The 21,765-nt window shown below is 61.8% G+C and carries 22 protein-coding genes, 1 tRNA gene and 2 pseudogenes; 10 read left to right on the top strand and 15 right to left on the bottom strand.

Translation table 11 applies throughout. The features are described 5' to 3' along the window. Positions 1-118: 118 nt before the first annotated feature. Positions 119-718: an NAD(P)H:quinone oxidoreductase type IV gene (wrbA, locus tag YH62_RS03025; RefSeq protein ID WP_046792651.1), complete on the top strand. Its 600-nt coding sequence runs from the start codon at positions 119-121 to the stop codon at positions 716-718. Between the two features lie 653 nt (positions 719-1,371). Next, positions 1,372-1,456 (top strand) — tRNA-Leu (locus tag YH62_RS03020). 26 nt (positions 1,457-1,482) lie between these two features. Here YH62_RS03020 and YH62_RS03015 read toward each other — a convergent pair. After that, the gene (locus YH62_RS03015) at positions 1,483-2,943 is read right to left on the bottom strand and encodes a TrkH family potassium uptake protein (protein ID WP_046792650.1); all 1,461 of its coding nucleotides are present in this window, start codon (positions 2,941-2,943) and stop codon (positions 1,483-1,485) included. Positions 2,944-3,054: 111 nt separating this feature from the next. Between YH62_RS03015 and ilvA the strand changes: the two genes are divergently transcribed. Beyond that, complete coding sequence (ilvA, locus tag YH62_RS03010; protein WP_046793015.1) at positions 3,055-4,305, top strand: threonine ammonia-lyase; 1,251 nt, start codon at positions 3,055-3,057, stop codon at positions 4,303-4,305. A 3-nt stretch (positions 4,306-4,308) separates the two neighbouring features. On the opposite strand, the gene YH62_RS03005 is transcribed toward ilvA, so the two are convergent. Further along, positions 4,309-5,328: a glycerophosphodiester phosphodiesterase family protein gene (locus YH62_RS03005; RefSeq protein WP_046792649.1), complete on the bottom strand. Its 1,020-nt coding sequence runs from the start codon at positions 5,326-5,328 to the stop codon at positions 4,309-4,311. Between the two features lie 109 nt (positions 5,329-5,437). Between YH62_RS03005 and YH62_RS03000 the strand changes: the two genes are divergently transcribed. After that, positions 5,438-5,761: an HlyU family transcriptional regulator gene (locus tag YH62_RS03000; protein ID WP_046792648.1), complete on the top strand. Its 324-nt coding sequence runs from the start codon at positions 5,438-5,440 to the stop codon at positions 5,759-5,761. A gap of 84 nt (positions 5,762-5,845) precedes the next feature. Here the strand turns inward: YH62_RS03000 and YH62_RS02995 are convergent, their stop codons facing one another. After that, the gene (locus tag YH62_RS02995) at positions 5,846-6,463 is read right to left on the bottom strand and encodes an FMN-dependent NADH-azoreductase (RefSeq protein ID WP_046792647.1); all 618 of its coding nucleotides are present in this window, start codon (positions 6,461-6,463) and stop codon (positions 5,846-5,848) included. 130 nt (positions 6,464-6,593) lie between these two features. Here YH62_RS02995 and YH62_RS02990 point away from each other — a divergent pair, with 130 nt between their 5' ends. Both YH62_RS02990 and YH62_RS02985 read left to right on the top strand, forming a co-directional pair. Further along, positions 6,594-7,565, top strand: coding sequence for a LysR family transcriptional regulator (locus YH62_RS02990; RefSeq protein ID WP_046792646.1), 972 nt, complete (start codon positions 6,594-6,596; stop codon positions 7,563-7,565). Positions 7,566-7,778: 213 nt separating this feature from the next. After that, a complete protein-coding gene (locus YH62_RS02985) occupies positions 7,779-8,339 on the top strand; it encodes a DUF2087 domain-containing protein (RefSeq protein ID WP_046792645.1) in 561 nt (186 codons plus the stop codon). Between the two features lie 10 nt (positions 8,340-8,349). On the opposite strand, the gene YH62_RS02980 is transcribed toward YH62_RS02985, so the two are convergent. The 3 genes from YH62_RS02980 to YH62_RS02970 all read right to left on the bottom strand — a co-directional run bounded on the left by YH62_RS02980 (position 8,350) and on the right by YH62_RS02970 (position 11,730). Beyond that, complete coding sequence (locus YH62_RS02980) at positions 8,350-9,186, bottom strand: PhzF family phenazine biosynthesis protein (protein WP_046792644.1); 837 nt, start codon at positions 9,184-9,186, stop codon at positions 8,350-8,352. Between the two features lie 90 nt (positions 9,187-9,276). Continuing rightward, positions 9,277-11,265, bottom strand: coding sequence for a bifunctional 2',3'-cyclic-nucleotide 2'-phosphodiesterase/3'-nucleotidase (locus YH62_RS02975; RefSeq protein WP_046792643.1), 1,989 nt, complete (start codon positions 11,263-11,265; stop codon positions 9,277-9,279). A gap of 126 nt (positions 11,266-11,391) precedes the next feature. Continuing rightward, positions 11,392-11,730: a PilZ domain-containing protein gene (locus tag YH62_RS02970; RefSeq protein ID WP_046793014.1), complete on the bottom strand. Its 339-nt coding sequence runs from the start codon at positions 11,728-11,730 to the stop codon at positions 11,392-11,394. Positions 11,731-12,005: 275 nt separating this feature from the next. Here YH62_RS02970 and YH62_RS02965 point away from each other — a divergent pair, with 275 nt between their 5' ends. After that, the gene (locus YH62_RS02965; protein ID WP_046792642.1) at positions 12,006-12,839 is read left to right on the top strand and encodes a DMT family transporter; all 834 of its coding nucleotides are present in this window, start codon (positions 12,006-12,008) and stop codon (positions 12,837-12,839) included. On the opposite strand, the gene YH62_RS02960 is transcribed toward YH62_RS02965, so the two are convergent. Continuing rightward, positions 12,834-13,295 carry an Lrp/AsnC family transcriptional regulator gene (locus YH62_RS02960; RefSeq protein WP_046792641.1) on the bottom strand — a complete coding sequence of 154 codons (462 nt, stop codon included), beginning with the start codon at positions 13,293-13,295 and terminating at the stop codon, positions 12,834-12,836. The two genes, YH62_RS02965 and YH62_RS02960, sit on opposite strands and share 6 nt — an antisense overlap. 157 nt (positions 13,296-13,452) lie before the next feature. Here YH62_RS02960 and ald point away from each other — a divergent pair, with 157 nt between their 5' ends. After that, entirely contained in the window at positions 13,453-14,571 is a 1,119-nt protein-coding gene (ald, locus tag YH62_RS02955; RefSeq protein WP_046792640.1) for an alanine dehydrogenase, read from the top strand. A 328-nt stretch (positions 14,572-14,899) separates the two neighbouring features. Continuing rightward, on the top strand, positions 14,900-15,571 hold the full coding sequence (locus YH62_RS02950; protein ID WP_052760333.1) for a PadR family transcriptional regulator: 672 nt from the start codon (positions 14,900-14,902) through the stop codon (positions 15,569-15,571). Positions 15,572-15,612: 41 nt separating this feature from the next. Here YH62_RS02950 and YH62_RS30420 read toward each other — a convergent pair. From YH62_RS30420 to YH62_RS02920, 7 genes and pseudogenes are all read right to left on the bottom strand, one after another. Next, positions 15,613-15,969, bottom strand: a pseudogene (locus tag YH62_RS30420) (nuclear transport factor 2 family protein); the annotation flags it as partial. 132 nt (positions 15,970-16,101) lie between these two features. Beyond that, positions 16,102-16,560, bottom strand: a pseudogene (locus YH62_RS30415) (DUF1203 domain-containing protein); the annotation flags it as partial. Positions 16,561-16,633: 73 nt separating this feature from the next. Then, positions 16,634-17,191: a GNAT family N-acetyltransferase gene (locus YH62_RS02940; RefSeq protein WP_046792639.1), complete on the bottom strand. Its 558-nt coding sequence runs from the start codon at positions 17,189-17,191 to the stop codon at positions 16,634-16,636. A 3-nt stretch (positions 17,192-17,194) separates the two neighbouring features. Beyond that, the gene (sseA, locus tag YH62_RS02935; RefSeq protein ID WP_170986334.1) at positions 17,195-18,061 is read right to left on the bottom strand and encodes a 3-mercaptopyruvate sulfurtransferase; all 867 of its coding nucleotides are present in this window, start codon (positions 18,059-18,061) and stop codon (positions 17,195-17,197) included. An 18-nt stretch (positions 18,062-18,079) separates the two neighbouring features. Beyond that, positions 18,080-18,820, bottom strand: a complete 741-nt coding sequence (locus tag YH62_RS02930; RefSeq protein WP_046792637.1) for an alanyl-tRNA editing protein — start codon at positions 18,818-18,820, stop codon at positions 18,080-18,082. A 19-nt stretch (positions 18,821-18,839) separates the two neighbouring features. After that, positions 18,840-19,877 (bottom strand): cysteine synthase A, encoded by a 1,038-nt coding sequence (locus YH62_RS02925; protein WP_046792636.1) that lies wholly within the window; start codon positions 19,875-19,877, stop codon positions 18,840-18,842. A 229-nt stretch (positions 19,878-20,106) separates the two neighbouring features. After that, positions 20,107-20,349 carry a DUF982 domain-containing protein gene (locus tag YH62_RS02920; protein WP_046792635.1) on the bottom strand — a complete coding sequence of 81 codons (243 nt, stop codon included), beginning with the start codon at positions 20,347-20,349 and terminating at the stop codon, positions 20,107-20,109. Between the two features lie 272 nt (positions 20,350-20,621). On the opposite strand from YH62_RS02920, the gene YH62_RS02915 reads away from it, so the two are divergent. Further along, positions 20,622-20,819: a hypothetical protein gene (locus YH62_RS02915; protein WP_046792634.1), complete on the top strand. Its 198-nt coding sequence runs from the start codon at positions 20,622-20,624 to the stop codon at positions 20,817-20,819. Between the two features lie 11 nt (positions 20,820-20,830). Here the strand turns inward: YH62_RS02915 and YH62_RS02910 are convergent, their stop codons facing one another. After that, positions 20,831-21,718 (bottom strand): proline/glycine betaine ABC transporter permease, encoded by an 888-nt coding sequence (locus tag YH62_RS02910; protein WP_046792633.1) that lies wholly within the window; start codon positions 21,716-21,718, stop codon positions 20,831-20,833. Positions 21,719-21,765: the final 47 nt, after the last annotated feature.

The raw sequence follows: 21,765 nt of genomic DNA, 5'->3' as shown, positions 1-21,765 counted from the left end.
AAACGTCGTCAAAAATTGAACGGTGCGTTGAGCGGGCCGGGGCTGTCCGCATTCGGCGAACTTGCTACATCTCGTCATCGAGATCCCAAACGCATTCCACACAAAACGGAGACATGTGATGGCAAAGGTTCTGGTTCTTTATTATTCCGCCTACGGTCATATCGAGAAGATGGCATATGCCATGGCGGAAGGCGCCAGATCGGCGGGCGCCGAGGTGGATGTCAAGCGCGTTCCCGAACTCGTCCCGGAAGAGGTCGCCAAGGCCTCCCATTACAAGCTCGACCAGCAGGCGCCGATCGCCACCGTCGACGAACTGGCGAATTACGACGCGATCATCGTCGGCGCCGGCACCCGTTTCGGCACCGTTGCCTCGCAGATGCGCAATTTCTGGGATCAGACCGGCGGCCTATGGGCCAAGGGCGCGCTGGTCGGCAAGGTCGGCTCGGTCTTCACCTCGTCCGCGACCCAGCATGGCGGCCAGGAATCGACCATCCTGACCTTCATCCCGACCCTGCTCCATCAGGGTTTGGTCGTGGTCGGCCTGCCTTACTCCTTTGCCGGCCAGTCGGGCCTGGATGAGATCAAGGGCGGTTCGCCTTATGGTGCGAGCACCATTACCGGCAGTGACGGTTCCCGCCAGCCCTCGGAGATAGAGCTGGAAGCCGCGCGATATCAGGGCGCGCATGTGGCGAAGATCGCCGGCAAGCTCGCCGCCTGAAATCGTTCATCGCACTCGAATCAAAAGGACGCGGCATGTGGATGCCGCGCCCTTTGCCGTGATTGGCTCAGCCCAAAATGGAAGACTCAGGAGAGGAATGTCCAGGCGGGGACGGTGGCAAGCGCCGTCAGCGACACGCAGAAGGCCGCGATCTTCAGCCGTTTGATCCGCATCGTCCTGACGCCCGTCCAATCATACCGCATTCGAAATCCTCATGATTCTCGGCAAACAACTGCCCGCCTAATTTAGAGGGCGCTTATTGTTCGCGAGGCTTGCGCGAAGCTTGCGGGGGCTGAAGCGGGCCGGCGTCTCGGGATCGAAGATATCCCCGCGCCAGCCCTTGCCGCGGCCACGCCGGAGGGGAGCAGCAGCCCGCAGCAAGAGAAGGTTGTAGCGGCGGGCCGTTTGGTTCCAGAGATGTCAACGGACATGGTGAACGATCGGTAAATTTCCACAGCTCCGTACCATTTTGGGGCAGGTATGCTCGTCGTGGATGCCAAGCTGGAGTGAATCCGGGGGCTTGAGCTGACCTTGGGCGGCGGCAGCGTTGCGCGTTCGGCGAATCTCGCAGAGGCTGGAGTTGGCCGAACGACATCTTTCCGGCAAGCGGCCCTTCCATTTCGTATTCGGTCACGATATTGAAATCGCGCCTCGCGGACGTGGCGAAACTGGTAGACGCAAGGGACTTAAAATCCCTCGGGCTTGCCCGTGCGGGTTCGATCCCCGCCGTCCGCACCAGGCTCATCTCCGAATATTAAAAGCTCTCAATGCCGCCAGAAGACCGGTGTCAGCAGCACGAGCACGGTGAGGATTTCGAGACGGCCGAGCAGCATCATCAGCGAAAGCAGGTAGAGCGCCGGATCGCTGATGGTGGAGAAATTACCGACCGGGCCGATGATCGGGCCGATGCCGGGGCCGACATTCGAAAGCGCAGTGATGACGCCCGACATCGATGTGAGAATATCGTAGCCGAGGGCCGCCATGGCGACGCTGCCCGCCACCCACAGGAAGAGATAGAGGCTGACGAACAGGAAGACGCCTCGTTGCGTTTCGGCATCCACCGTCAGGTTGCCGTAGCGCACGGTATGGACCGCGTTCGGATAGATCAGCTTGGCAAGCCCCGCGCGCACCACGTTGAAGATGATGACGAAACGGTAGGCCTTGATGCCACCGGCCGTCGAGCCGGAACATCCGCCCATGAAGGTCGCGAAGAAAGCCGCGAGCACCGCAAACGGTCCCCAGAGCGTATAATCGTCGCTGGAGAAACCGCCGGTGGAGAGAATGGAGGTGATGTTGAAGAACGCATGGATGAGGGCGTCATCCAGCTCTACGCCGTTATTGAGATGGTGGTAGACGCCGACCGCCACCGAGATGGCGACGAGATATCCGAGGAAGACCACGATCTGCGGATCGCGCAGGGTCTCCAGCCTTCCGCGCACCGCCAGAAGGATGATGACCGAGAAAGGCAGGCTGCAGATCGCCAGGAAAATCGTGCCGATGACGAGAATCGCAGTGTTGTCTTTGAAATAGCCGAACGAAGCGTCATGCGTCGAAAACCCGGCCGTCGCGATTGTCGACATGGCATGGTTCAGCGCGTCGAAACGGCTCATCCCGGCAAAGTCGTAGGCAACCGCACAGGAGATCGTCAGAAGCACGTAGACTGCGAGGAAGGCGCGGGTGAAGCTCGCAAGCCGTGCGAAGGGCTTCTCGTTGGAGGTCTCCGATGATTCGAGCTTGAAGATCGACATGCCGCCGACCCGAAGAAACGGCAGGATGAAGAGGCCGAGGCCGACGATGCCGATGCCGCCGAGCCAGGTCAGCAGTGAACGCCACAAAAGAATGCCGGGCGGCAGATCGTCGAGTCCAACGATGATGGTCGAACCGGTCGTCGTGATACCCGAGACCGATTCGAACAGTGCCTGCGCGAAGGTCGTCTTGTATTCCGCGAGATAGAGGGGAATGGCTCCGACGATGGAGAAGACCAGCCACAGCACGTTGACGAGCAGGAAGCCGAAGCGTTTGTTGAACACCGGCGGCGGTCCGCGCGTTGCGAGCGCCGCGGCCGCCGAAAATCCGCCGACCATCAGCCCGGAAAGCGCAAAGACCTGCCAGTCATCGTGGCCGTAATAGAGATCGAACATCGCCGGCAGGAACATGGCGATGGAAAGATAGAGCCCGCATAGGGCCGCAATATAGACGGTGGGCCGGAGAAGACTGCCGTTCAAGAAGAGATCCCGCGTTTCGTGCCGATGCCGTCGCCGTGGAAAGAAGCTTTGTCTCTCCCGATTGCCTATGGCATAGCGGGACCGTCTAAGGATTTCAATGGATCGACGAGCGTGAACAGATCGGATGTGGATGAAGCGAGGATGGCGCTGCGGGAGATATTTGCCGAAACGCCCCTCCAATTGAATGAGCATCTCAGCCGCCGCTACGGGGCCGAGATCTGGTTGAAGCGCGAGGATCTTTCGCCGGTGCGCTCCTACAAGATACGCGGAGCCTTCAATTTCTTCCGCAAGGTGATCGCCGGCGGGGCCACGGACAAGACCTTCGTTTGCGCCTCGGCGGGCAACCATGCGCAGGGATTCGCCTTCGTCTGCCGACATTTCCAGGTGCCAGGCGTCGTCTTCATGCCGGTCACCACGCCGCAGCAGAAGATCGACAAGACGCGCATCTTCGGCGGCGAGTTCATCACCATCCGCCTCGTCGGCGATATCTTCGACCAATGCTATGCGGCAGCGCGCGCGCATGTGGAAGAGGTTGCCGGCCTCATGGTGCCGCCCTTCGACGATCTCGACATCATCGAAGGCCAGGCGACCGTCGCGGCTGAAATCATCGACCAGCTTCCGCAGGGCACGGTGCCCGATCTCGTCGTCATGCCAGTCGGGGGAGGAGGGCTTTCCTCCGGCATGACGGGTTATCTGAAGGACATCGTCGCTCCGGAAGGTTTCGTCTTCACCGAGCCGGCGGGAGCGCCGAGCCTGAAGAAGAGCCTGGAGGCGAAGGAGCCCGTGACGCTCGCCAAGGTCGACAATTTCGTGGACGGCGCGGCCGTGGCGCGGATCGGCGACCTCAACTTCGAAGCGCTCAAGGAATTTTCACCGGATCAGGTGCTGCTTCTTCCGGAAAACGCCATCTGCGTGACGATCAGCGAGATGCTGAACGTGGAAGGCGTGGTGCTGGAACCGGCGGGCGCGCTCTCCATCACGGCGCTGGAGGCGCTCGGGGCGGAGCGGCTCGAGGGCAAGACGGTCGTCTGCGTGGTTTCGGGCGGCAATTTCGACTTCGAACGCCTGCCGGACGTCAAAGAACGCGCCATGCGCTATGCGGGCGTGAAGAAATACTTCGTTCTCCGCATGCCCCAGCGTCCCGGCGCGCTGCGCGATTTCCTCAACCTGCTCGGACCGGAGGACGATATCTCCCGCTTCGAATACCTGAAGAAATCGGCGCGCAATTTCGGCTCGATCCTGATCGGCATCGAAACGTCGCAGCCGGAGAACTTCTCCGCCCTGATCGAGCGTCTCGAGGCCGCCGGCATGGGCTACGAGGACATCACCGAGAACGATCTCCTCGCAAGCTTCATTATCTGAACATCAGCGTGCGCAGATCGCCGGCGGGGCGGAGAGGGCACAGAAGCCACGGCGCTCGACTTCCGGGCGCGCGGCCTCGATCCGGTTCGTCCAGACGAGGCCGGGAAAGCCGGCCGGCACAAGATCCCAGCTTTCCGCATCGTCGATGCCGGAAGTGCCCGCATCGCCTGCCTCATACGGTCCCATCAATATGACGTCGGAACCGGCCGCCTGCATGCGTGTATAGAATCGCTCCGGCCATCCCCAGAGAAGGAAGGCGTAATTGGCGGGCACGGCGACCAGCGTGTTGCGGCAGTCTTCCGGCACATGGCCGCTCCAGCCGAGCGCGAGATAGTTGAGAAGGCAGGATTTGGCGCTGCGGTTGGAAAAGCCGGCCATGTTTTCGACCAGCGCAACCGTTCTTTCGGTCGGCTCGCCGCCGCCATAGACGCCGAAGACTGCCTGTCGGAATGCCGGCTCGGCGGAAAGCATGGCGGCGAGCGCTTCGCCTTCCTCGGTGCGGCGGCTCTTGAAGTTGACGAGAAAGCGATTTTCGGGAAGCGCCTGGAAAACCTCCGGCAGCGTCGGCATCAGGCCGATGCCCTGGCCGCGAAAGGGAAAGGTCGCGCCGCCATCGGCCGTGTAGCCGTAGCCGATGTCCAGCGCCTTCAGTTTGGCCATCGGCGTCTCCTCGGTCACGCCGGTGCCGTTGGTGCGGCAGTCGAGCGTCCAGTCGTGGAAGACGGCGAATTGCTTGTCCGGCGTCAGATGCACGTCCAGTTCCACCACGTCCGCGCCCGCCTCGAAAGCCGCGCGCATGGAGGGAATGGTGTTTTCAAGGAAGCCATGCGTCGGCGGCAGCATGCGGCTCGCCGTGCAGGTGTCGCTCGCGAGATCGGTGCGGTCGAAGAGTTGGTGCTGGCCGCGATGCGCGATCAGCCTGAGCGGCTCGTCTTCCGGAAACCGCGAAAACACCGAGGTATTGCCGGCCCAGAGCGCCAGCGCGGCGACGGCAGGCACGGCGAGGATGACTTTCCACTTCATGGAGGCTCCGAATCAGGTTGGGGAGAGCACAACCTTCGTCGAATCCGATTGCGACTTTTCCGGGATGAACGCACTTCCGGCATCGCCTGGAATGTGTTAGGCAGCCGCCATGGCTTCATTCCTGTCCAATCTCCTGTCGATGTTCTCGGGCGGCTCCAAGGATGCCGCTTCCGCAACCTCCGCCGCCGAGCCGCAGGCCTATGGTGACTGCACCATCCATGCGACGCCGATCCGCGAAGGCAACCAGTACCGGCTGGCGGGCCGCATCGAGAAGGAAGTGAACGGCGAGGTGCTGGTCAGGCACTTCGTTCGTGCCGATGTCTTCACCTCGATGGACGATGCGGTCGAGTTCACCGTCCGCAAGGCCCAGCAGATCATCGACCAGAACGGCGTTTCGCTGTTTGCCGACGGCGAGAAATCCCGCTCCGCTTAAACCGGCTTCCAGTTTTTCAAAACCAATAACGGCCGGGACGAGGTCCACGGCCGTTATTGGCTTGGGCGGGGCAGGGTGTGGTGGTTAGGCGGCGAGTGCCAGCTCTTCCGAGCGGGCCTGTGCGGCGGCAATTGCCTTCTGGGCCGCTTCCGGACCGAAGGCCACGCCTTCGACATAGATGACTTCGATATCGGTCATGCCCATGAAGCCGAGCACCGTCTTGAGATAGGGTACGGCGTGGTTCATGCCGACTGCCGGGCCTTCGGAATAGACGCCGCCCGAAGAGAGAACGACATAGACCTTCTTGCCGGAGGCAAGGCCGATCGGGCCGTTTTCGGTGTAGCGGAAGGTAAGGCCGGCGCGGGCCACGTTGTCGATCCAGCTTTTCAGCGTGGAGTAGATGTTGAAGTTGATGAGGCCGGTGGCGATGACGACCGTATCGGCCGCCATGAGCTCGTCCACGAGCTTGTCGGAATATTCGGCGGCAGCGGCTTCCTCGGCGTTACGGGCCTCGGCGGGCTTGCGGATGGCGGACGTGGTCACCGTGTCGAGATGCGGGATCGGGTTGGCACCGAGATCGCGGTGGATGACGGAGGTGCCGTTGCCCTTGGCGCTGAGCGTATTGGCAAGGTCGATCGCGACCTTGCTGGAAAGCGATTCGTCGCCGCGCGGGCTGGAGGTGACGAGCAGAATGGAGGACATGTTTTCTTCCTTGCCTGAAGTCTTGAGAGTGGTGAACGAGGCGTTGCCCCGTTGCTTCGATCAGGAAGATAGGTGTGGACTGCTATCGAGAAAACTGTGATAATATCGAAGTCTTTTATCGATAGTTTGGATGATGCCGATGGATGCCAATCCGACCCTCGACCAGCTGCAGGTGTTCCTGGCCGTTGCCGAAACCGGCAGTTTTTCCGCCGCCTCGCGCCAGCTCAACCGCGCGCAATCGGTGGTGAGCTATACCATCTCCAATCTCGAGGCGCAGCTCGAAGTGCCGCTGTTCGAGCGCGGCGGCGCGCGCCAGCCGAAACTGACGGAAGCCGGCAAGGCCATGCTGACGGATGCGCGCCGCATCGTGGCCGACCTGCAGGTCATGCGCGCCCGCGCCAAGAGCATCAAGCAGGGGCTGGAGGCGCAGGTCTCGCTGGCCATCAGCATCATGGTGCCGTCAGAAGCGGTGGTTGCGACGCTGCGCGGCTTCCGCGAAAAATTTCCCGCCGTTTCGCTCAATCTCAATGTCGGCGAGCTCGGCATGGTGATGGGGATGGTGATCGACGGCAAGGCGGATGTGGGTATCGGCGGCGCGCTTTTGAAGCAGGATGATTCCGTCACCGCGGAAAAGATCGGCCATTCCTTCATGTTGCCGGTGGCCTCCGCCGATCATCCGTTGGGGCTAATCGAGCGGCCCCTGACGCTTGCGGATGTGCGTGAGGAAGTGCAGCTCGTCGTGACGGACGCATCCGGTCTGACGAGCGGGCGCGATTTCAACGTGCTCTCCTACAGGACCTGGCGCGTCAGCGACATCGCCACCAAGCACCAGCTCATAAGGGGCGGTCTTGGCTGGGGTGGTCTGCCGGCCTCATTGGTCAGGAAGGACATCCTGAAAGGCAAGCTCGTGGCCTTGAAGCTCGATGCCTACGAACAGGGCGAATATCCGCTTTACGCTCTCCGCAAGGCCTCCAATCCGCCCGGACCCGCGGCAGGCTGGCTGATTGACTCCTTCCGCAAACGGCTTTCCGCATGTCCCAACCATGCGGATTTCACGGCGATTCTGGAGGCCGGGAAAGGCATGCTGGCCGCTGCCGAATAGGGCATCGGCGCCGCTAGCCTCCGATTTGACCGGTCTCCCTCCGCTTGCTATAAGCGCGCCACGGTCTGCAGTTCACCGAGGCGTCGCCGTCCCGAAAGGGAAGCTAAACCTGCCATGCTCCATTGAAGATGATCAGCACTTATCCCGTGCCGAAGTCGGAAGCCGGCGACCACAGACACCTTTTCCAGGGAACGGCACGTTCGAGGATAAGACATGCCGAGATCCATCTTTTCCATGGAGATCGCCGACCTTTCGGCCTTCGCCAAATCCGTTCGCGGTGAGATCGACAAGCTCGAGCGCAAGCCGAGCCATGTGGAGATGCTCAATCTGCTGACCCGCGCTGCGGGCTTCCGCAATTTCCAGCATTTTCGCGCCACCAGAAAGACAGCCGAAGCTCTGCAGGAGTGGAACGTGACGTCGGAGGCTCCGCCGGCGCCCGACGAGGCGCGCGTGCTGAAAACCCTCCGCGTCTTCGATCGGGAAGGCTGCATAACCCGCTGGCCGACCAAACGGTCTCAACAGGAGCTTTGCCTCTGGTTTCTCTGGTCGAAAATTCCCGCGGAACCGATCTTCACTGAGCGTGAGATCAGCGAGTTCCTGAACACGCTGCATCTGTTCGGTGATGCCGCGCTGCTGCGCCGGGATCTCTTCGACCTCGGCCTCGTCACCCGCAAGCGGGACGGCAGCGATTATCGGCGCGTGGAGAAGAAGCCGCCTCCGGAGCTCGGATTGCTGCTTCGGCGGCTCGAGGCGAGGGTGGCTGAGGTCGTCTAGCAGCCGGCAGTCAGAGATCGACCGTGCCTTTGATGCAGGTGGTGACCTCTCCGCCGATCCATATCTCGTCTCCCACCCGGTTCACGTGGACACGGCCTGCGCGTCCGAGGCGCGTACCCTGGGCGGCGATATAGTTCGACGGGGCGATGCCGCTGCCGAACAGCCATTGGGCGAGCCCGGCATTCAGGCTGCCTGTCACAGGGTCCTCGAAGCCGGCGGCGGTGAAGGCGCGCACCTCAAACTGCGCGTCCTCCCCGTCCCATTCGGCGTCGAAGGGGCCGACCACGCCCACCCGCAGGCCGGAGAGAGCGGCAAAATCAGGTTCGAGAGCCAGCACGTCCTGGCGGGACCGCAGGAGAAACCCCATCCAACCAGGCCCGTTGTCCACCCATTGGGCGGCAAGGATCGCCTCCCTCGGGATGGCCAAACCTTGCGCGACCCTCTCGATGACCGCGTCTTCTATAACGCCTTCTCGCTTCAATGGCGGAGCGAGGAAGGCGAGCCGGCTGCCGTCCCGGCGGATACGGACGAGGCCCGCTTCGCATTCCTGCAGGATTTCATCTTTGTCCGTCGAAGCCGATTGCGCCAGCCAGGCATGGCAGCTTCCGAGCGTCGGATGCCCGGCGAACGGCAATTCCTGCTTCGGGGTGAAGATTCGAACTCTGTAGTCTGCCTCGGGATTTCGAGGTTTGAGAAGAAACGTGGTCTCGCTGAGATTGGTCCAGCTGGCGAATGCCTGCATCTGGGCATCATCAAGCGAATCCGCGCCCACGACGACGGCCAGCGGATTGCCCCGCATGGGCTCGCTGGAGAATACGTCGACTTGCTGGAAGGCAAAGGTGGGCATGGCGCTCACAAAGCTGTTTTACGGGGAAGCAAATGGGCGTCATCCTCACCCTCGGGTTCATCCCGAGCGCGAGGATGACGCCCAGATGGATCACAGCACCAGGCGGAACTTGGCGAAGCCGTTCTCGCCGTCACCGGCATCCTCGATCTTCGCGCCCTTCACTTCGGCCGCATATTGCCGCCCCTTCGGTCCGGTCTCGAACACCGCCGTCGTGCCGGACAGAGGCTTGAACGACCAGTTGGCATCCGCCGATGGGTTGATCGTCCCCTGCTCGACGATATAGCGCACGATCACGTCTCGGTTGGTGTCGGGGGCCACGAAGATCACCTTGTCGCCGGCGATTTCCGGGAACTTGCCGCCGCCGCCGGCGCGGTAGTTGTTCGTCGCCACCACGAATTTCTGCGCCGGATCGATCGGCTTGCCGTCATATTTCAGGTCGACGATGCGGTGGGCGTCGGCGTTCAGGAGCTTGCCGTCCTTGTCGAATCGAACCGGCTGCGAAAGATCGATCTGGTAGGTGACGCCGTCGATAACGTCGTAATTGTAAGAGGGGAAATCGCCGTTCAGCAGCGGCGCATCCTTCGATCCCGCCTTCACCTGGTTGAACATGCCGGCCGACATTTCCAGCCAGTTCTTCACCTGCTCGCCGGTAACGAGCACCGCCTGCACCGTATTCGGGTAGAGATAGAGGTCGGCGACGTTCTTGATGGCGATGTCGCCCGAGGGGACGTCCGTATAGTATTCGGCGCCGCCGCGCCCGCCCGCCTTGAAGGGGGCTGCGGCCGAAAGGACGGGATAGTCCTTGTACTGGCCTTCCTTAAGCATGTCCTTGATGTACCACGTCTGCGCGTTGGAGACGATCTGCACGGACGGGTCGTCCGCCACCAGCGCGAAATAGGAGTAGAGCGGCGCGGAGGTCTTGCCCACTGGCCGTCGCACATAGGCAAGCGTCGCCTCATGCTCTGCCTTTGCCGCGGCTGTGACTTCGGGCTTGTCTGCGACGTCGGCGACGATCTTGCGGTTCTCGTCGCGGTGGTAGATCGGCCGCGCCTCGGAGGTGGAATCGACGATCTTCCAGCTATTGCCGTCCTTTTCGAGCAACAGGTCGATGAGCCCCATATGCGAGCCCCAGAAGCCCGCCATCACGGCCGGCTTGCCCATCAACGTGCCCTTCTTGGCATCGGCTCCGGTAATGCCCTCGAAATCCTTCGGGCCGGGGAAGACGAGATGCTGGTGGCCGGTGAAGACGGCATCGATACCCTCGACGCCGGCAAGGTAGAGCGAGGCGTTTTCCATGCGCTCGCTGAGCCCCGTTCCGTCGATGCCGGAATGGGAGAGCGCGATGACGATATCGGCGCCTTCCTCCTTCATCACCGGCACCCAGGCCTTGGCGGCGTCCACGATGTCGCGGGTCTGCGCCTTACCTTCGAGGTTCTTGGCGTCCCAGGTCATGATCTGCGGCGGCACGAAGCCGATGAAGCCCACCTTGATCGGGCTCGTCGCACCGGAGCCGTCGCGGATCTGCTTCTCGATGATGACATAGGGTTTGAAGAAGAGTTCATCCTGTTTGGGATCGGATGCCAGCAACCCTGTGGTAAGATTCGCACAGACGTAAGGGAAGCCGGCGCCCGCCAGCACCTTGAACATGAAGTCGAGGCCGTAGTTGAACTCGTGGTTTCCGAGCGTTCCGACGTCGTAACCGAGCACGTTCATGGCCGTGACGACCGGGTGCTTGTCGCCGTCCTTCATGCCGCGCTCATAGGCGATGTAATCGCCCATCGGGTTGCCCTGCAGGAAGTCGCCATTGTCGATCAGCATCGCATTGCCGGCCTCGGCGCGAATCGAATCGATGATCGAGGCGGTGCGGGCAAGCCCCATCGTGTCGTTCGGCTTGTCGCCGTAATAGTCGTAGGGGAAGACGTGGACGTGGATGTCGGTCGTTTCCATGATGCGCAGATGCGCCTGGTTGCCTTGCGCGCGTGCGGCGAACGGATGCAGCATCACGAGCGCCGAGGAGGCTGCGATCCCGCCGAGCAGAGAGCGGCGCGTGATCGGGTGAAGGGCGGTGAACGACGACATTATGATCTCCCTCTGGATCGTTTTCGCCGGCAGATTATGCGCAATCGCACAGGCTTGCATCAGCAAAATGACAGGGGATGATCGCAGATTGGGGAAGGGCCGGAGATTGCCTCCGGCCGCTCGGATTTACCGCGTCAGCACCGGCTTCACATCCTGGTGGAAGAAGCGGAAATAGGAGGAGACCTGAGCCAGCGCATTGCTGTTGAGGTTGAACTGCACGCCCACCCGGCCGCCGCGGCACCATTTGACGGTGCCTTCGAGGATGCCGAGTTCCTCGCTTTCGATGCGCACGCGGCTGCCGTTTGCCGCATGGAAAGGGCCGTGGAGTTCGAGAGCCATTCCCGTCTCGGAAAGATCGACGACGCGCCCCTGTGTGGCCTGGTTGAAATAGCGGATGGTGCCGAAGATGCGGGTTCTGCTGCGCTCAGCACTTCGGGTCTTCATGTCGAAATTGGCGTTATCCATGACGAGCATCCGGGTTGTGTTGCCTGCAGCGATAAGTAGCAGACATTTCTTGAACTCCCCTTTTGGGAAAGATTAAAAATCGAACGGTCGCGCTAGGCATTTCTTCGTTCTGGCCGCTCGCCCCTTTGACAAATCCGATGGGGCGTCCGACGCATGGAAGATGCGTTCAACTGATTCCCTCGGGAATGAATTATGACAGGGCGCCCCGCCGGCCATTCGGCTGGATATCCAGGGAAACCGGCCGGGAGCCGGGCCGATTGTGACGGGAGCGGGTAATGAGCACCATCGTCGTCGCGCTGGCCCTTTTCGCCGCTATCCTTCATGCGAGCTGGAACGCTTTCCTGCGCTCCGGTGCCGATCGTTTCTGGATGATGACGATCATGATGCTCGCCATGACGATCGTCGCCATCCCTATTGCTGTCGTTCTGCCGTTGCCGATTGCCGAGGCCTGGCCTTACCTGATCGGCTCGGCATTGTTTCAGGTCGCTTACGGTCTGCTGCTCGTAGCCGCCTATCGGCAGGGAGAACTCGGGCAGGTCTATCCGATCATCCGCGGCAGCGCGCCGCTTCTGGTGACGCTTGCCGGCCTCGTCTTTGCCGGCGACGTGTTGCTGCCGCTGACCATGCTCGGCATCAGCCTCGTAGTCCTGGGGATCATGTTGCTGTCGTTCGGGCGGGGCCGAGCCTCTTCCGGCTCCATGTTATATGCGCTTGCGACGGGCATTTCGATCGCCGGCTACTCGACCGTCGACGCAATGGGTATCCGGATTTCCGGCAATCTGAGTTCCTACATCACCTGGGTTTTCCTGCTGCCGGGCATCCTGATGACGGCCGCCTTCGTCATCCTGCGGGGCCCGTTGCACGTCGATCTCCGCTCGCGCGAAACGTTGAAGGCCGCTGGAGGTGGGCTGGTCTCGCTGGTTGCCTACGGTGTCGTGCTGGTGGCCTATTCCATGGCGCCGGCCGGTCCCGTATCGGCGCTGCGTGAGACCAGCGTGGTATTCGCCGCCCTGATCGGCTGGTTGTTCCTGGGCGAAGCGCTTTCGGCCAAGCGGATCGCCGCATGTCTGGTCGTAACGGCCGGCGCGATCCTCATCGGCATCTCATAGGCCGATATTCGGCCGGTCGATCACCTCGCGGAGCGCAAAGCTGGAATTGATCTTGACCACATGCGGCAGGGCCGACAGCCAGTCGCGGTGAATGCGCTCGTAGTCTTCCAGATCCTTCGCCGCCACGCGCAGGATGTAATCGTACTCCCCGGACATCAGGTAGCAGACGAGCACATTGGGGCAGAGCTTCACCGCCGCCTCGAATTCGGCAAGCGTCTTTGCGAACTGGCCCGATAGCGAGATGTGCACGATCACCATCATCTTGTAGTCGAGCGCCTTGTTGGAAAGGCGCGCGTGATAGCCGCTGATCGTGCCGTTCTTCTCCAGGATATCGAGACGTCTGGAGCAGGCGGAGGGAGACAGGCCGACGCGCTGCGCAAGCTCTGCGTTGGAGATGCGGCCCTCCTGTTGAAGAATGCGCATGATCGCAAGATCGATGGCATCTATCCCGCTCATTCGATGATCCTTCGAAAAAATTTCAACTCATGCAATAATCTGCGAAAATCCGCTTTGTGGCAATTCCTCTTCGCAAGGACATTCTTCCGATTCTCTGTTTTGCTTGATCCGTTGAAAACGAAACGGCTGAAAGCCAAGAGATAGAGAGGAACGCTGAATGCGTGTCGGGTGCCCGAAGGAAATCAAAAACCATGAATATCGTGTCGGCCTCACGCCGGGCGCGGTGCGTGAATACGTGGCGCACGGCCACGAAGTGCTGATCGAAACCAAGGCGGGCGCCGGCATCGGCGCAGATGATGCCGCCTATATCGCGGCGGGTGCCAGGATCGTCGGCACCGCGAAGGAAATTTTCGAAAAATCCGACATGGTCGTGAAGGTCAAGGAGCCCCAGCCGAACGAATGGGTGCAGCTCCGCGAAGGCCAGCTTCTCTATACCTATCTTCATCTTGCCCCGGATCCGGAGCAGACCAAGGGCCTGCTCGCTTCCGGCGTCACCGCGGTCGCCTATGAAACCGTGACCGACGAGCGCGGCGGTCTTCCGCTGCTTGCTCCCATGTCGGAGGTCGCCGGGCGCCTGGCGATCCAGGCCGGCGCGACGGCGCTCCAGAAGGCGAATGGCGGGCGCGGCATCCTGCTCGGCGGCGTTCCGGGCGTTCTGCCGGCCAAGGTGGCCGTCATCGGCGGCGGCGTGGTCGGCCTGCATGCCGCCAGAATGGCCGCCGGACTTGGCGCCGATGTCACCATCATCGATCGTTCGCTGCCGCGCCTGCGCCAGCTCGACGACATCTTCAATGGCCGCGTCCATACCCGCTACTCGACCATCGACGCTGTGGAAGAGGAAACCTTTTCCGCCGATCTGGTCATCGGTGCCGTCCTCATTCCAGGGGCCGCCGCACCGAAGCTCGTCAGCCGCGAAATGCTCTCCGGCATGAAGCAGGGCGCGGTGCTGGTGGATGTCGCGATCGATCAGGGCGGCTGCTTCGAGACCTCGCACGCCACCACGCATTCCGAGCCGACCTACGAGATCGACGGCATCGTGCATTATTGCGTCGCCAACATGCCGGGCGCGGTGCCGGTCACCTCGGCCCATGCGCTCAACAATGCGACCCTCTATCATGGTCTCGCACTTGCCGATCGCGGCCTGCGGGCGATTGCCGAAGACAGGCATCTTCGCAATGGCCTCAACGTCCACAAGGGCAGGGTGACCAACAAGCCGGTCGCCGAGGCGCTGGGCTACGAGGCCTATGCGCCCGAGAGCCTGCTGAGCGTAGCGTGATCGTTTAGATATATCGAAATATATCGATACGCTAAACACTCCTTGGAACGCCGGCGTCTCTTCGCCGGCGTTTCCGATTTTGCCGGAACGTCATCCTCCGGCTTGTCCCGAGGATCTAACCCCGTCAATAACATCCTGCGTTTGCAGATCCTCGGGACAAGCCCGAGGATGACGGCGGGACAGGTACGAACCATGTCAGCAGCCCCGACATGGGCGTTTTCTTTCGTTCAAAATCAGTAAGATATGATTTAGATATAACGAAGACATTGACGAAATCTCTACCTTGACTATCTTTAGATATATCGAACGATAGTCAAGGAGACATGTGATGTTCGGACACAAATTTGAAGGCCGTCAGGGCTGCCATGGCCGGGGACGCAGGAATTTCGAGGAAATGTTCGCGATGGGCGGCGGGCCGTTCCGCCGTGGTTTCGGCGGTCGTGGTGGCCCCGGAGGCGGACGTGGTTTCGGTGACGACGGCGACGGCCGTATCGGCCGTTTCCTCATGCAGGGTGATCTGCGCCTGGTCGTATTGGCGCTGATCGAAAAGGAGCCGCGCCACGGCTACGAGATCATCAAGCATATCGAGGATCTCACCTACGGCTTCTATGCGCCGAGCCCCGGCGTCATCTACCCGACGCTCACCTATCTCGAGGAAGCCGGCTATGTCGTCGCCGAGGCGGAGGGCAACAAGAAGCGCTACGCCATCACCGATGAAGGCCGCAAATATCTCGACGAAAACAGGAGCTTTGCCGCGACGATCCTCGACCGCCTCACCGAGCTTGCGGAGCGCATCCGCCAGAAGCAGGAGCGGATGCAGGCCCGCGGGGCCGAGGGTGGCCCGGCATTGCCGCGCAGCATCGATGCAGCCCTCCTGAACCTGCGCGAGGTGATTGCCCGCAAGCTGGAGGCCGACGAGAAGAAGGCCGGCGAGATCGTCAGGCTCCTCCTGCAGACCGCGGAAGATCTGGATCGGAACGGAAACCAGGGCAATGCCTGATCTGCGTGTCGGGAGGCGTCGAAAAGGTGCCTCCCAGCACGTCAAGCGGCTGCATTCTGCGTGATGACTTCGAGCAATTCCTGCGTATCGTAATAGAACGGTATGCCCTCGATAAGCCGTCCGTCCCGGAACCGAAGGCGCTCGCAGAATGGCTGAATGACGGTTCTGCCGGTCGCCCGTGAAACCATCGTCAGGTTGCAGGACAGATGGATTTCCTCCGATGACCCGGTAACTAGGAGCCCGTCCACTTTCATGTCGCTCCAGACCTCGCCCATCTTCGCGAAAAGGGCGGCGATGCCGTCCAGGCCTCTCCAGTTTCCGCGATAGGGCAGAGAGGCCGGCTCGCGAACGATCACGTCCTCCGCGAATGCTTCGGCCAGTTGCCGGATGTCTTTCTCCTCCGACGCCAGAAATGCCATTTCAACGGAAAACATCCGTTCGACAATTGCCTGCGGGCCGAGACCTGCCGTGCCGTGCACCGTTGCCCCGGACGGTGTGGCGGCATTCTCCAGGTCCGGCACCTTGGTGCCGTCGATCCGGCATTGGAAGCAATTGTTGCGGGCCGAGCGGACATGCACATAGGCGATATCCTCGCGCGCCAGCAGATCTTCCGCCCGCGCGGCGATTTCGCCGGTGGGCGTGACCGCGCCGCTGCCGTAGACGATCCGGTCGTCACGGCCGTAGCCGCGCACGATATAGTCGGGGCTTGTCAGGATCGGCGGTATGACCTCTCGCGCCGCATAGCGCTCGCACGGCTGCTTGTGCAGGAAGATCGGTCCGGTTTCCGCATAGGGCTGCAATTCCGGAAACGGGCGATAGGCGAAGACGAGGAATTCCTCGCCGGCGCCGATATTCCGCAGGCAGTGACGGCAGGGATGGCCGGGACCGTCGGAAACCCTTGTCTCCGGCTGAAGACCATAGGCGTCGGGGCTGCCGCTCCACAGATAAGCGGCATGTTCGGTCGGCATGGCGTTGAAGGTGATGGTCATGGCGATCTCCTTGTCTGAGAACGCCTGTGATGCGCCGAGAAAAACCTCGAAACCACCCGTTTCTTGCGGGCCGTCAGCCGTCCAGCGCTTTCAGAAGCTCCGTGTCCGTCATCGGTTCGATCAGCGCTTCGCTGGTGCCGACGGGGGAGAAACCCATCATCTGGTAGAGCTGCAATGCGCGCGGATGGTCGAGCGTATTGGTGGTAACCGTCACCTTTTGCGGATTGCTCTGCCAGGCGGCATAAAGCGCCTGCAGCAGGAACCATTTTCCGATGCCGAGCCCGATCGCCCGCTCGAACAGGCCGAAATAGGAAAGCTCGACCACATCTTCGCTTTCCTGCAGGAGCTCGAAGAAGCCCGCCGGCGCGCCGTCGACGTAAAGAACCGTCACCGAGACGCGCGGGTCGTGGATCGTCGCGGCAAGCTCCTCGTCGTTCATCTTCAGCCGCTTGTACCAGTGCCAGCGCTTGCCCACCTGCCGGTAGATATAGCGGTAGTAATGCAGCGGAATATCCGACGCGCGGATGATCGCCGTCTGGATATTCGCCGGCACCGGCAGGCTCGTCTTGGGTGGAGCCGTCATTTCGAGGCTCGTCACATGCGCCTTCAGGGGAGCGGGCTTCTTCGCCATGAGTCAGGCCGTTTTCGGCGTCGGCGGGCCGGCAACGATCGGCGTATCTTCCCGGCTGCCCCATTCGCTCCAGGAGCCGTCATAGAGCGCGTTGTCCTCGTGGCCGAGGGATTCCAGCGCAAGCGTGATGATTGCGGCGGTGATACCGGAGCCGCAGCTGGTGATCACCGGCCGGCCGAAATCGATGCCGGCATCCTCGATCGCCTGCCGGAGTTCGGAAAGCGGCCTCAGCTTGCCGCTCGTGGAAAATGTGCCGGAAGGCAGGCTGCGGGCGCCCGGCATATGGCCGGAGCGCATTCCGGCGCGCGGCTCGGGCTCGGTGCCGGCAAAGCGGCCGGCGCTGCGGGCATCGGCGATCTGCCGCGATCCTTCGCCGACGATCGAAAGCATCGTCTGGAAATCGATCACCTTGTCGACGCGGAAATTGGTTTTGAACGTCGCGGGAGCGGGCGAGGGAACCTCGGTTTCGAGGGGCCGCCCTTCCGCCTTCCAGCCATCGAGGCCGCCGTCGAGAACGAAGACTTGTCTCGCGCCCATGGTGCGGAAGAGCCACCAGGCACGGGGGGCGGAGAAGATACCGGGTCCGTCATAGACGACGATGCGGTCCTTCTCGCTGATCCCCATCTTGCCGACGGCCTCGGCGAAGACTTCCGGCGAAGGTACCGTGTGGGGCAGGCCGGTCGAATGATCGGCGACCTTGTCGTGATCGAAGCGGAGCGCTCCGGGAATGTGCCCGGCCGCATATTCGGCATCCGCGTCGCGGTTCTGGGCGGGGAGGTAGAAGGAGGCGTCGAGGATTTTGAGATCGGGACTGCCGAGCTCCTTCTGCAGCCAATCGGCCGAAACCACGAAACGGCTTGTCTCGCTCATCATGCTCTCCTGGAGTTCTTAAGCTTCCGCCGCGGAGGGCTCGCCGAACCGGATTCGGAACCGGCGGTTCTCCTTGCCCTTCTTCTCGATCTTGGCGATGTGGATCGCCCCGACCTCCTGCGTCTCGGAAACATGTGTGCCTCCGCAGGGCTGGCTGTCAATGCTGGAGTTCTCGCCGATGCATACGAGGCTCACCCGGCCGAGGCCCATCGGCGGGCGCACGTTTTTCGATTTCACGATGCCGGGATTGGCCGCCAGTTCCTCGTCGGTGATCCACTGGACATAGACGGGATGGTTCTCCTTGACGAGCGCCATCAGCTTGGCCGTCACTTCATGCCTGTCGATCGTCTCGCTCATGTCGAAGTCGATCCGCGCTTCCTCCTCGCCGACGGCCGCGCCGGTGATCGGATACTGGCAGACGACCGAGAGCAGATGGCAGGCGGTGTGCATGCGCATCAGGCGGTAGCGGCGCGGCCAGTCCACATGCAGCGTCAGCTTCTCGCCGACCAGCGGCTGCGGCTCGCCGACGAGCGGAACATGGACGACGATGTCCTTGGTCGCTCCGTGCTTCGTCGGCGCAAGCTGGATTTTCGCGCCGTCGCTGCGCTCCAGAAAGCCCGTATCGCCCGGCTGGCCGCCGGAAGCGGCGTAGAAGCAGGTGCGGTCGAGCTCTATCCCGCCATCCTCGTGAATGGCGGTCACCACCGCTTCGGCAGTCGAAAGATAGAAGTCGTCGCGGTAGAGGGCTTCCACTGGCATGTCGGTTCCTGGGATTGCGTCAGACGGTTTCGAAAGGAACGGGGATGTGCCGCTTTTCGGTCAACCAGCGCGGGATGGGCAAGCCCTTCGACTTGAGGAAGTCCGGGTTGAAGAGCTTGGACTGGTAGCGGTTGCCGTAGTCGCAGAGAATGGTGACGATGGTGTGCCCGGGACCAAGGTCCTTGGCGAGCCGGATGGCGCCGGCAATGTTGATGCCGGTCGAGCCGCCGAGGCAGAGGCCTTCGTTCTCGACCAGGTCGAAGATGAGCGGCAAAGCCTCCGCGTCGGGGATGCGGTAGGCGAAGTCCGGCGTGAAGCCTTCGAGATTGGCGGTGATGCGGCCCTGGCCGATGCCTTCGGTGATCGAGGAGCCTTCCGATTTCAGCTCGCCATGGGCGTAGTATTCGAAGAGTGCCGCCCCTTCCGGGTCGGCGATGCCGATCTTGACGTTCGGATTCTTCGCCTTCAGGCCTTCCGCGACGCCGGCGAGCGTGCCGCCCGATCCGACCGCGCACACGAAGCCGTCCACCTTGCCGCCGGTCTGTTCCCAGATTTCCGGCGCCGTCGTCTGCACATGCGCCTCGCGGTTCGCGACATTGTCGAACTGGTTGGCCCAGATCGCGCCCGCGGGATCGGTCTTGGCAAGCTCCTCGGCCAGCCGGCCGGAAACCTTCACATAATTATTGGGGTTCTTGTAGGGGACGGCCGGAACCTCGACCAGCTCCGCGCCCATCAATTTCAGCGCGTCCTTCTTTTCCTGGCTCTGGGTCTCGGGAATGACGATCACGGTGCGGTATCCGAGCGCCTTGGCAACCAGCGTCAGGCCGATGCCCGTATTGCCCGCCGTGCCTTCCACGATCACGCCGCCGGGCCTCAGCAGCCCCTTCTTCTCCGCGTCGCGGATGATGTAGAGCGCCGCGCGGTCCTTGACCGACTGGCCCGGATTGAGGAACTCCGCCTTGCCGAGGATTTCGCAGCCGGTCGCTTCGGAAGCGCCCTTGAGCCGGATAAGCGGCGTGTTGCCGATCACGCTGAGAACGGAGGGATGGATTGTCATCGGAGCCTTCTTTCGATTGCTTCATGTAAGCAGGGTCTTTTCGGCGGGCAAGCTCCAAAAGGCAAGAAATTCTGTTCTTTAGGATGTCGATGCGGGCGAATTCCGTTTCGTCTATCCCGCCGCGATCTCCGCCGCGCCCGGACATGAAACTGGACATGAAAAAGGCCGGCGCGCGCTGCGCGGCCGGCGATCATGTCCGGAATAATGCCCGTACGATACGTCAGGACGCTCAGTGCGTATAAAGCCGAGCCTCGCTCACGGCCTGTTCGAACTGTTGCCGCGCTTCCTCGGGGGATTTGCGTCCATCGAGCGCCGCCCGGCAGGCGCTGCGGGCTCTCACGAATTCCGGACCTCGCATGTCCGGCCAGCGGTCGGTCAAGAGTGCCAGTGCCTCGAACGGGCTTTTCACGTATTCCGTGCCGAGATGGCCGAAGGTCACGTGAACAGGCTTCTCCCAACTTGTGTTGCGCATTGCTAGCTCCTCCCAAGATACCAACAGAATGAAACGTCGAATTTGCCGGATGGTTCCTCCAGGTGGCGGACACGTTGCTATCCGCCTAAGGACCAAAGGGCGACATGCTTCCTCGTTCCTGCTCCGGGCGCGAATGTAGCATAAAAAATCCGCGCGCGAGCCGCGATGTTAAGAAATCTCTAACAAAGATGGTTAAGATTTTAACGATTGGAAGAGCATGCGGAACCGATGCGGCGAATGTTCGTTGATGCGCGGAAAATAGGAGGTGCTGGATGACCCTGAAGTTCCTGAACTCGCTTCTGAACAACACCGACAATGCCGAGGCCACCGGCACCTATCCCGACGGCGTGTTCCATCTGACATTGACGGAACCGGCCTCCGCCGAAAAGCGCAACAGCCTGCGCGCTTCCTATGAGCGGGACCACCGGGCCGCTCTCAAGATGGAGAACAGCCCGGTCCATTTCGTCTGATCGGGTTTGCCTTATCCGTGCACGATCTCGCGGTGGCGCTGCAGGCGCTGGCCGTAGGCCTGGCTGATGCGGTCGAAGATGATCGCGATGCCGACGATCGCCAGCCCGTTGAAGATACCCAGCGTGAAATACTGGTTGGAGATCGCCCTCAGCACCGGCTGGCCGAGGCCTTGGACGCCGATCATCGAGGCGATAACGACCATGGCGAGCGCCATCATGATCGTCTGGTTGATGCCGGCCATGATGGTCGGCAACGCAAGCGGCATCTGCACGTCCTTCAACCGCTGCCAGCTTGACGAGCCGAACGCGTCCGACGCTTCCAGAACATCGCGGTCAACCAGCCTGATGCCCAGATTGGTGAGCCGGATCATCGGCGGGATGGCGTAGATCACCACGGCGATGAGGCCGGGCACCTTGCCGATGCCGAGCAGCATGACGACGGGGATCAGATAGACGAAGCTCGGCATGGTCTGCATCACGTCGAGCACGGGGTTGACGATGTTCTGCAGCCGGTCGGAGCGCGACATGGCGATGCCGATCGGAATGCCGATGGCGATCGAGAGGACGGTGCAGACGAAGATCATCGAGACGGTCTTCATCGTGTCGTCCCACATGTCGAAATAGCCGATCGCCAGAAGGGTTGCGACGCAGCCCGTCACGATTTTCCAGTTGCGGCTCGCAAGCCAGGCGATCAGCGCGATCGCGATCAGCACGATCGGCCAGGGCGTGCGCGTCAGCAGGCGTTCGGAATGAATGAGAAAGAGCTGCAGCGGATCGAAGAAGGATTCGATGCAGTCGCCATAGGCGCGGGTGAAGGACCGGAAACCGTCGTCGATCATCTTCTTCAGGTCGCGCAACCTGCTGTCGTCCATATGCGGGAAACGGGTCAGCCATTCCATCTCGGGCCTCCTTCGGGTGCGACATGCGGCTTTGGAAAGCCGTACAA

Source organism: Rhizobium sp. LC145, assembly GCF_001005825.1.
Taxonomy (GTDB): Bacteria; Pseudomonadota; Alphaproteobacteria; order Rhizobiales; family Rhizobiaceae; genus Neorhizobium.
This window is presented reverse-complemented; position numbering and strand designations above follow the sequence as displayed.

Bases quoted from the DNA above. Each gene is read 5' to 3' on its own strand.
- wrbA (WP_046792651.1), top strand. From the start codon at position 119: ATGGCAAAGGTTCTGGTTCTTTATTATTCCGCCTACGGTCATATCGAG.
- YH62_RS03005 (WP_046792649.1), bottom strand. From the start codon at position 5,328: ATGAAGTGGAAAGTCATCCTCGCCGTGCCTGCCGTCGCCGCGCTGGCG.
- YH62_RS03000 (WP_046792648.1), top strand. From the start codon at position 5,438: ATGGCTTCATTCCTGTCCAATCTCCTGTCGATGTTCTCGGGCGGCTCC.
- YH62_RS02995 (WP_046792647.1), bottom strand. From the start codon at position 6,463: ATGTCCTCCATTCTGCTCGTCACCTCCAGCCCGCGCGGCGACGAATCG.
- YH62_RS02990 (WP_046792646.1), top strand. From the start codon at position 6,594: ATGATGCCGATGGATGCCAATCCGACCCTCGACCAGCTGCAGGTGTTC.
- YH62_RS02985 (WP_046792645.1), top strand. From the start codon at position 7,779: ATGCCGAGATCCATCTTTTCCATGGAGATCGCCGACCTTTCGGCCTTC.
- YH62_RS02980 (WP_046792644.1), bottom strand. From the start codon at position 9,186: ATGCCCACCTTTGCCTTCCAGCAAGTCGACGTATTCTCCAGCGAGCCC.
- YH62_RS02975 (WP_046792643.1), bottom strand. From the start codon at position 11,265: ATGTCGTCGTTCACCGCCCTTCACCCGATCACGCGCCGCTCTCTGCTC.
- YH62_RS02970 (WP_046793014.1), bottom strand. From the start codon at position 11,730: ATGGATAACGCCAATTTCGACATGAAGACCCGAAGTGCTGAGCGCAGC.
- YH62_RS02965 (WP_046792642.1), top strand. From the start codon at position 12,006: ATGAGCACCATCGTCGTCGCGCTGGCCCTTTTCGCCGCTATCCTTCAT.
- YH62_RS02960 (WP_046792641.1), bottom strand. From the start codon at position 13,295: ATGAGCGGGATAGATGCCATCGATCTTGCGATCATGCGCATTCTTCAA.
- ald (WP_046792640.1), top strand. From the start codon at position 13,453: ATGCGTGTCGGGTGCCCGAAGGAAATCAAAAACCATGAATATCGTGTC.
- YH62_RS02950 (WP_052760333.1), top strand. From the start codon at position 14,900: ATGTTCGGACACAAATTTGAAGGCCGTCAGGGCTGCCATGGCCGGGGA.
- YH62_RS02940 (WP_046792639.1), bottom strand. From the start codon at position 17,191: ATGGCGAAGAAGCCCGCTCCCCTGAAGGCGCATGTGACGAGCCTCGAA.
- sseA (WP_170986334.1), bottom strand. From the start codon at position 18,061: ATGAGCGAGACAAGCCGTTTCGTGGTTTCGGCCGATTGGCTGCAGAAG.
- YH62_RS02930 (WP_046792637.1), bottom strand. From the start codon at position 18,820: ATGCCAGTGGAAGCCCTCTACCGCGACGACTTCTATCTTTCGACTGCC.
- YH62_RS02925 (WP_046792636.1), bottom strand. From the start codon at position 19,877: ATGACAATCCATCCCTCCGTTCTCAGCGTGATCGGCAACACGCCGCTT.
- YH62_RS02920 (WP_046792635.1), bottom strand. From the start codon at position 20,349: ATGCGCAACACAAGTTGGGAGAAGCCTGTTCACGTGACCTTCGGCCAT.
- YH62_RS02915 (WP_046792634.1), top strand. From the start codon at position 20,622: ATGACCCTGAAGTTCCTGAACTCGCTTCTGAACAACACCGACAATGCC.
- YH62_RS02910 (WP_046792633.1), bottom strand. From the start codon at position 21,718: ATGGAATGGCTGACCCGTTTCCCGCATATGGACGACAGCAGGTTGCGC.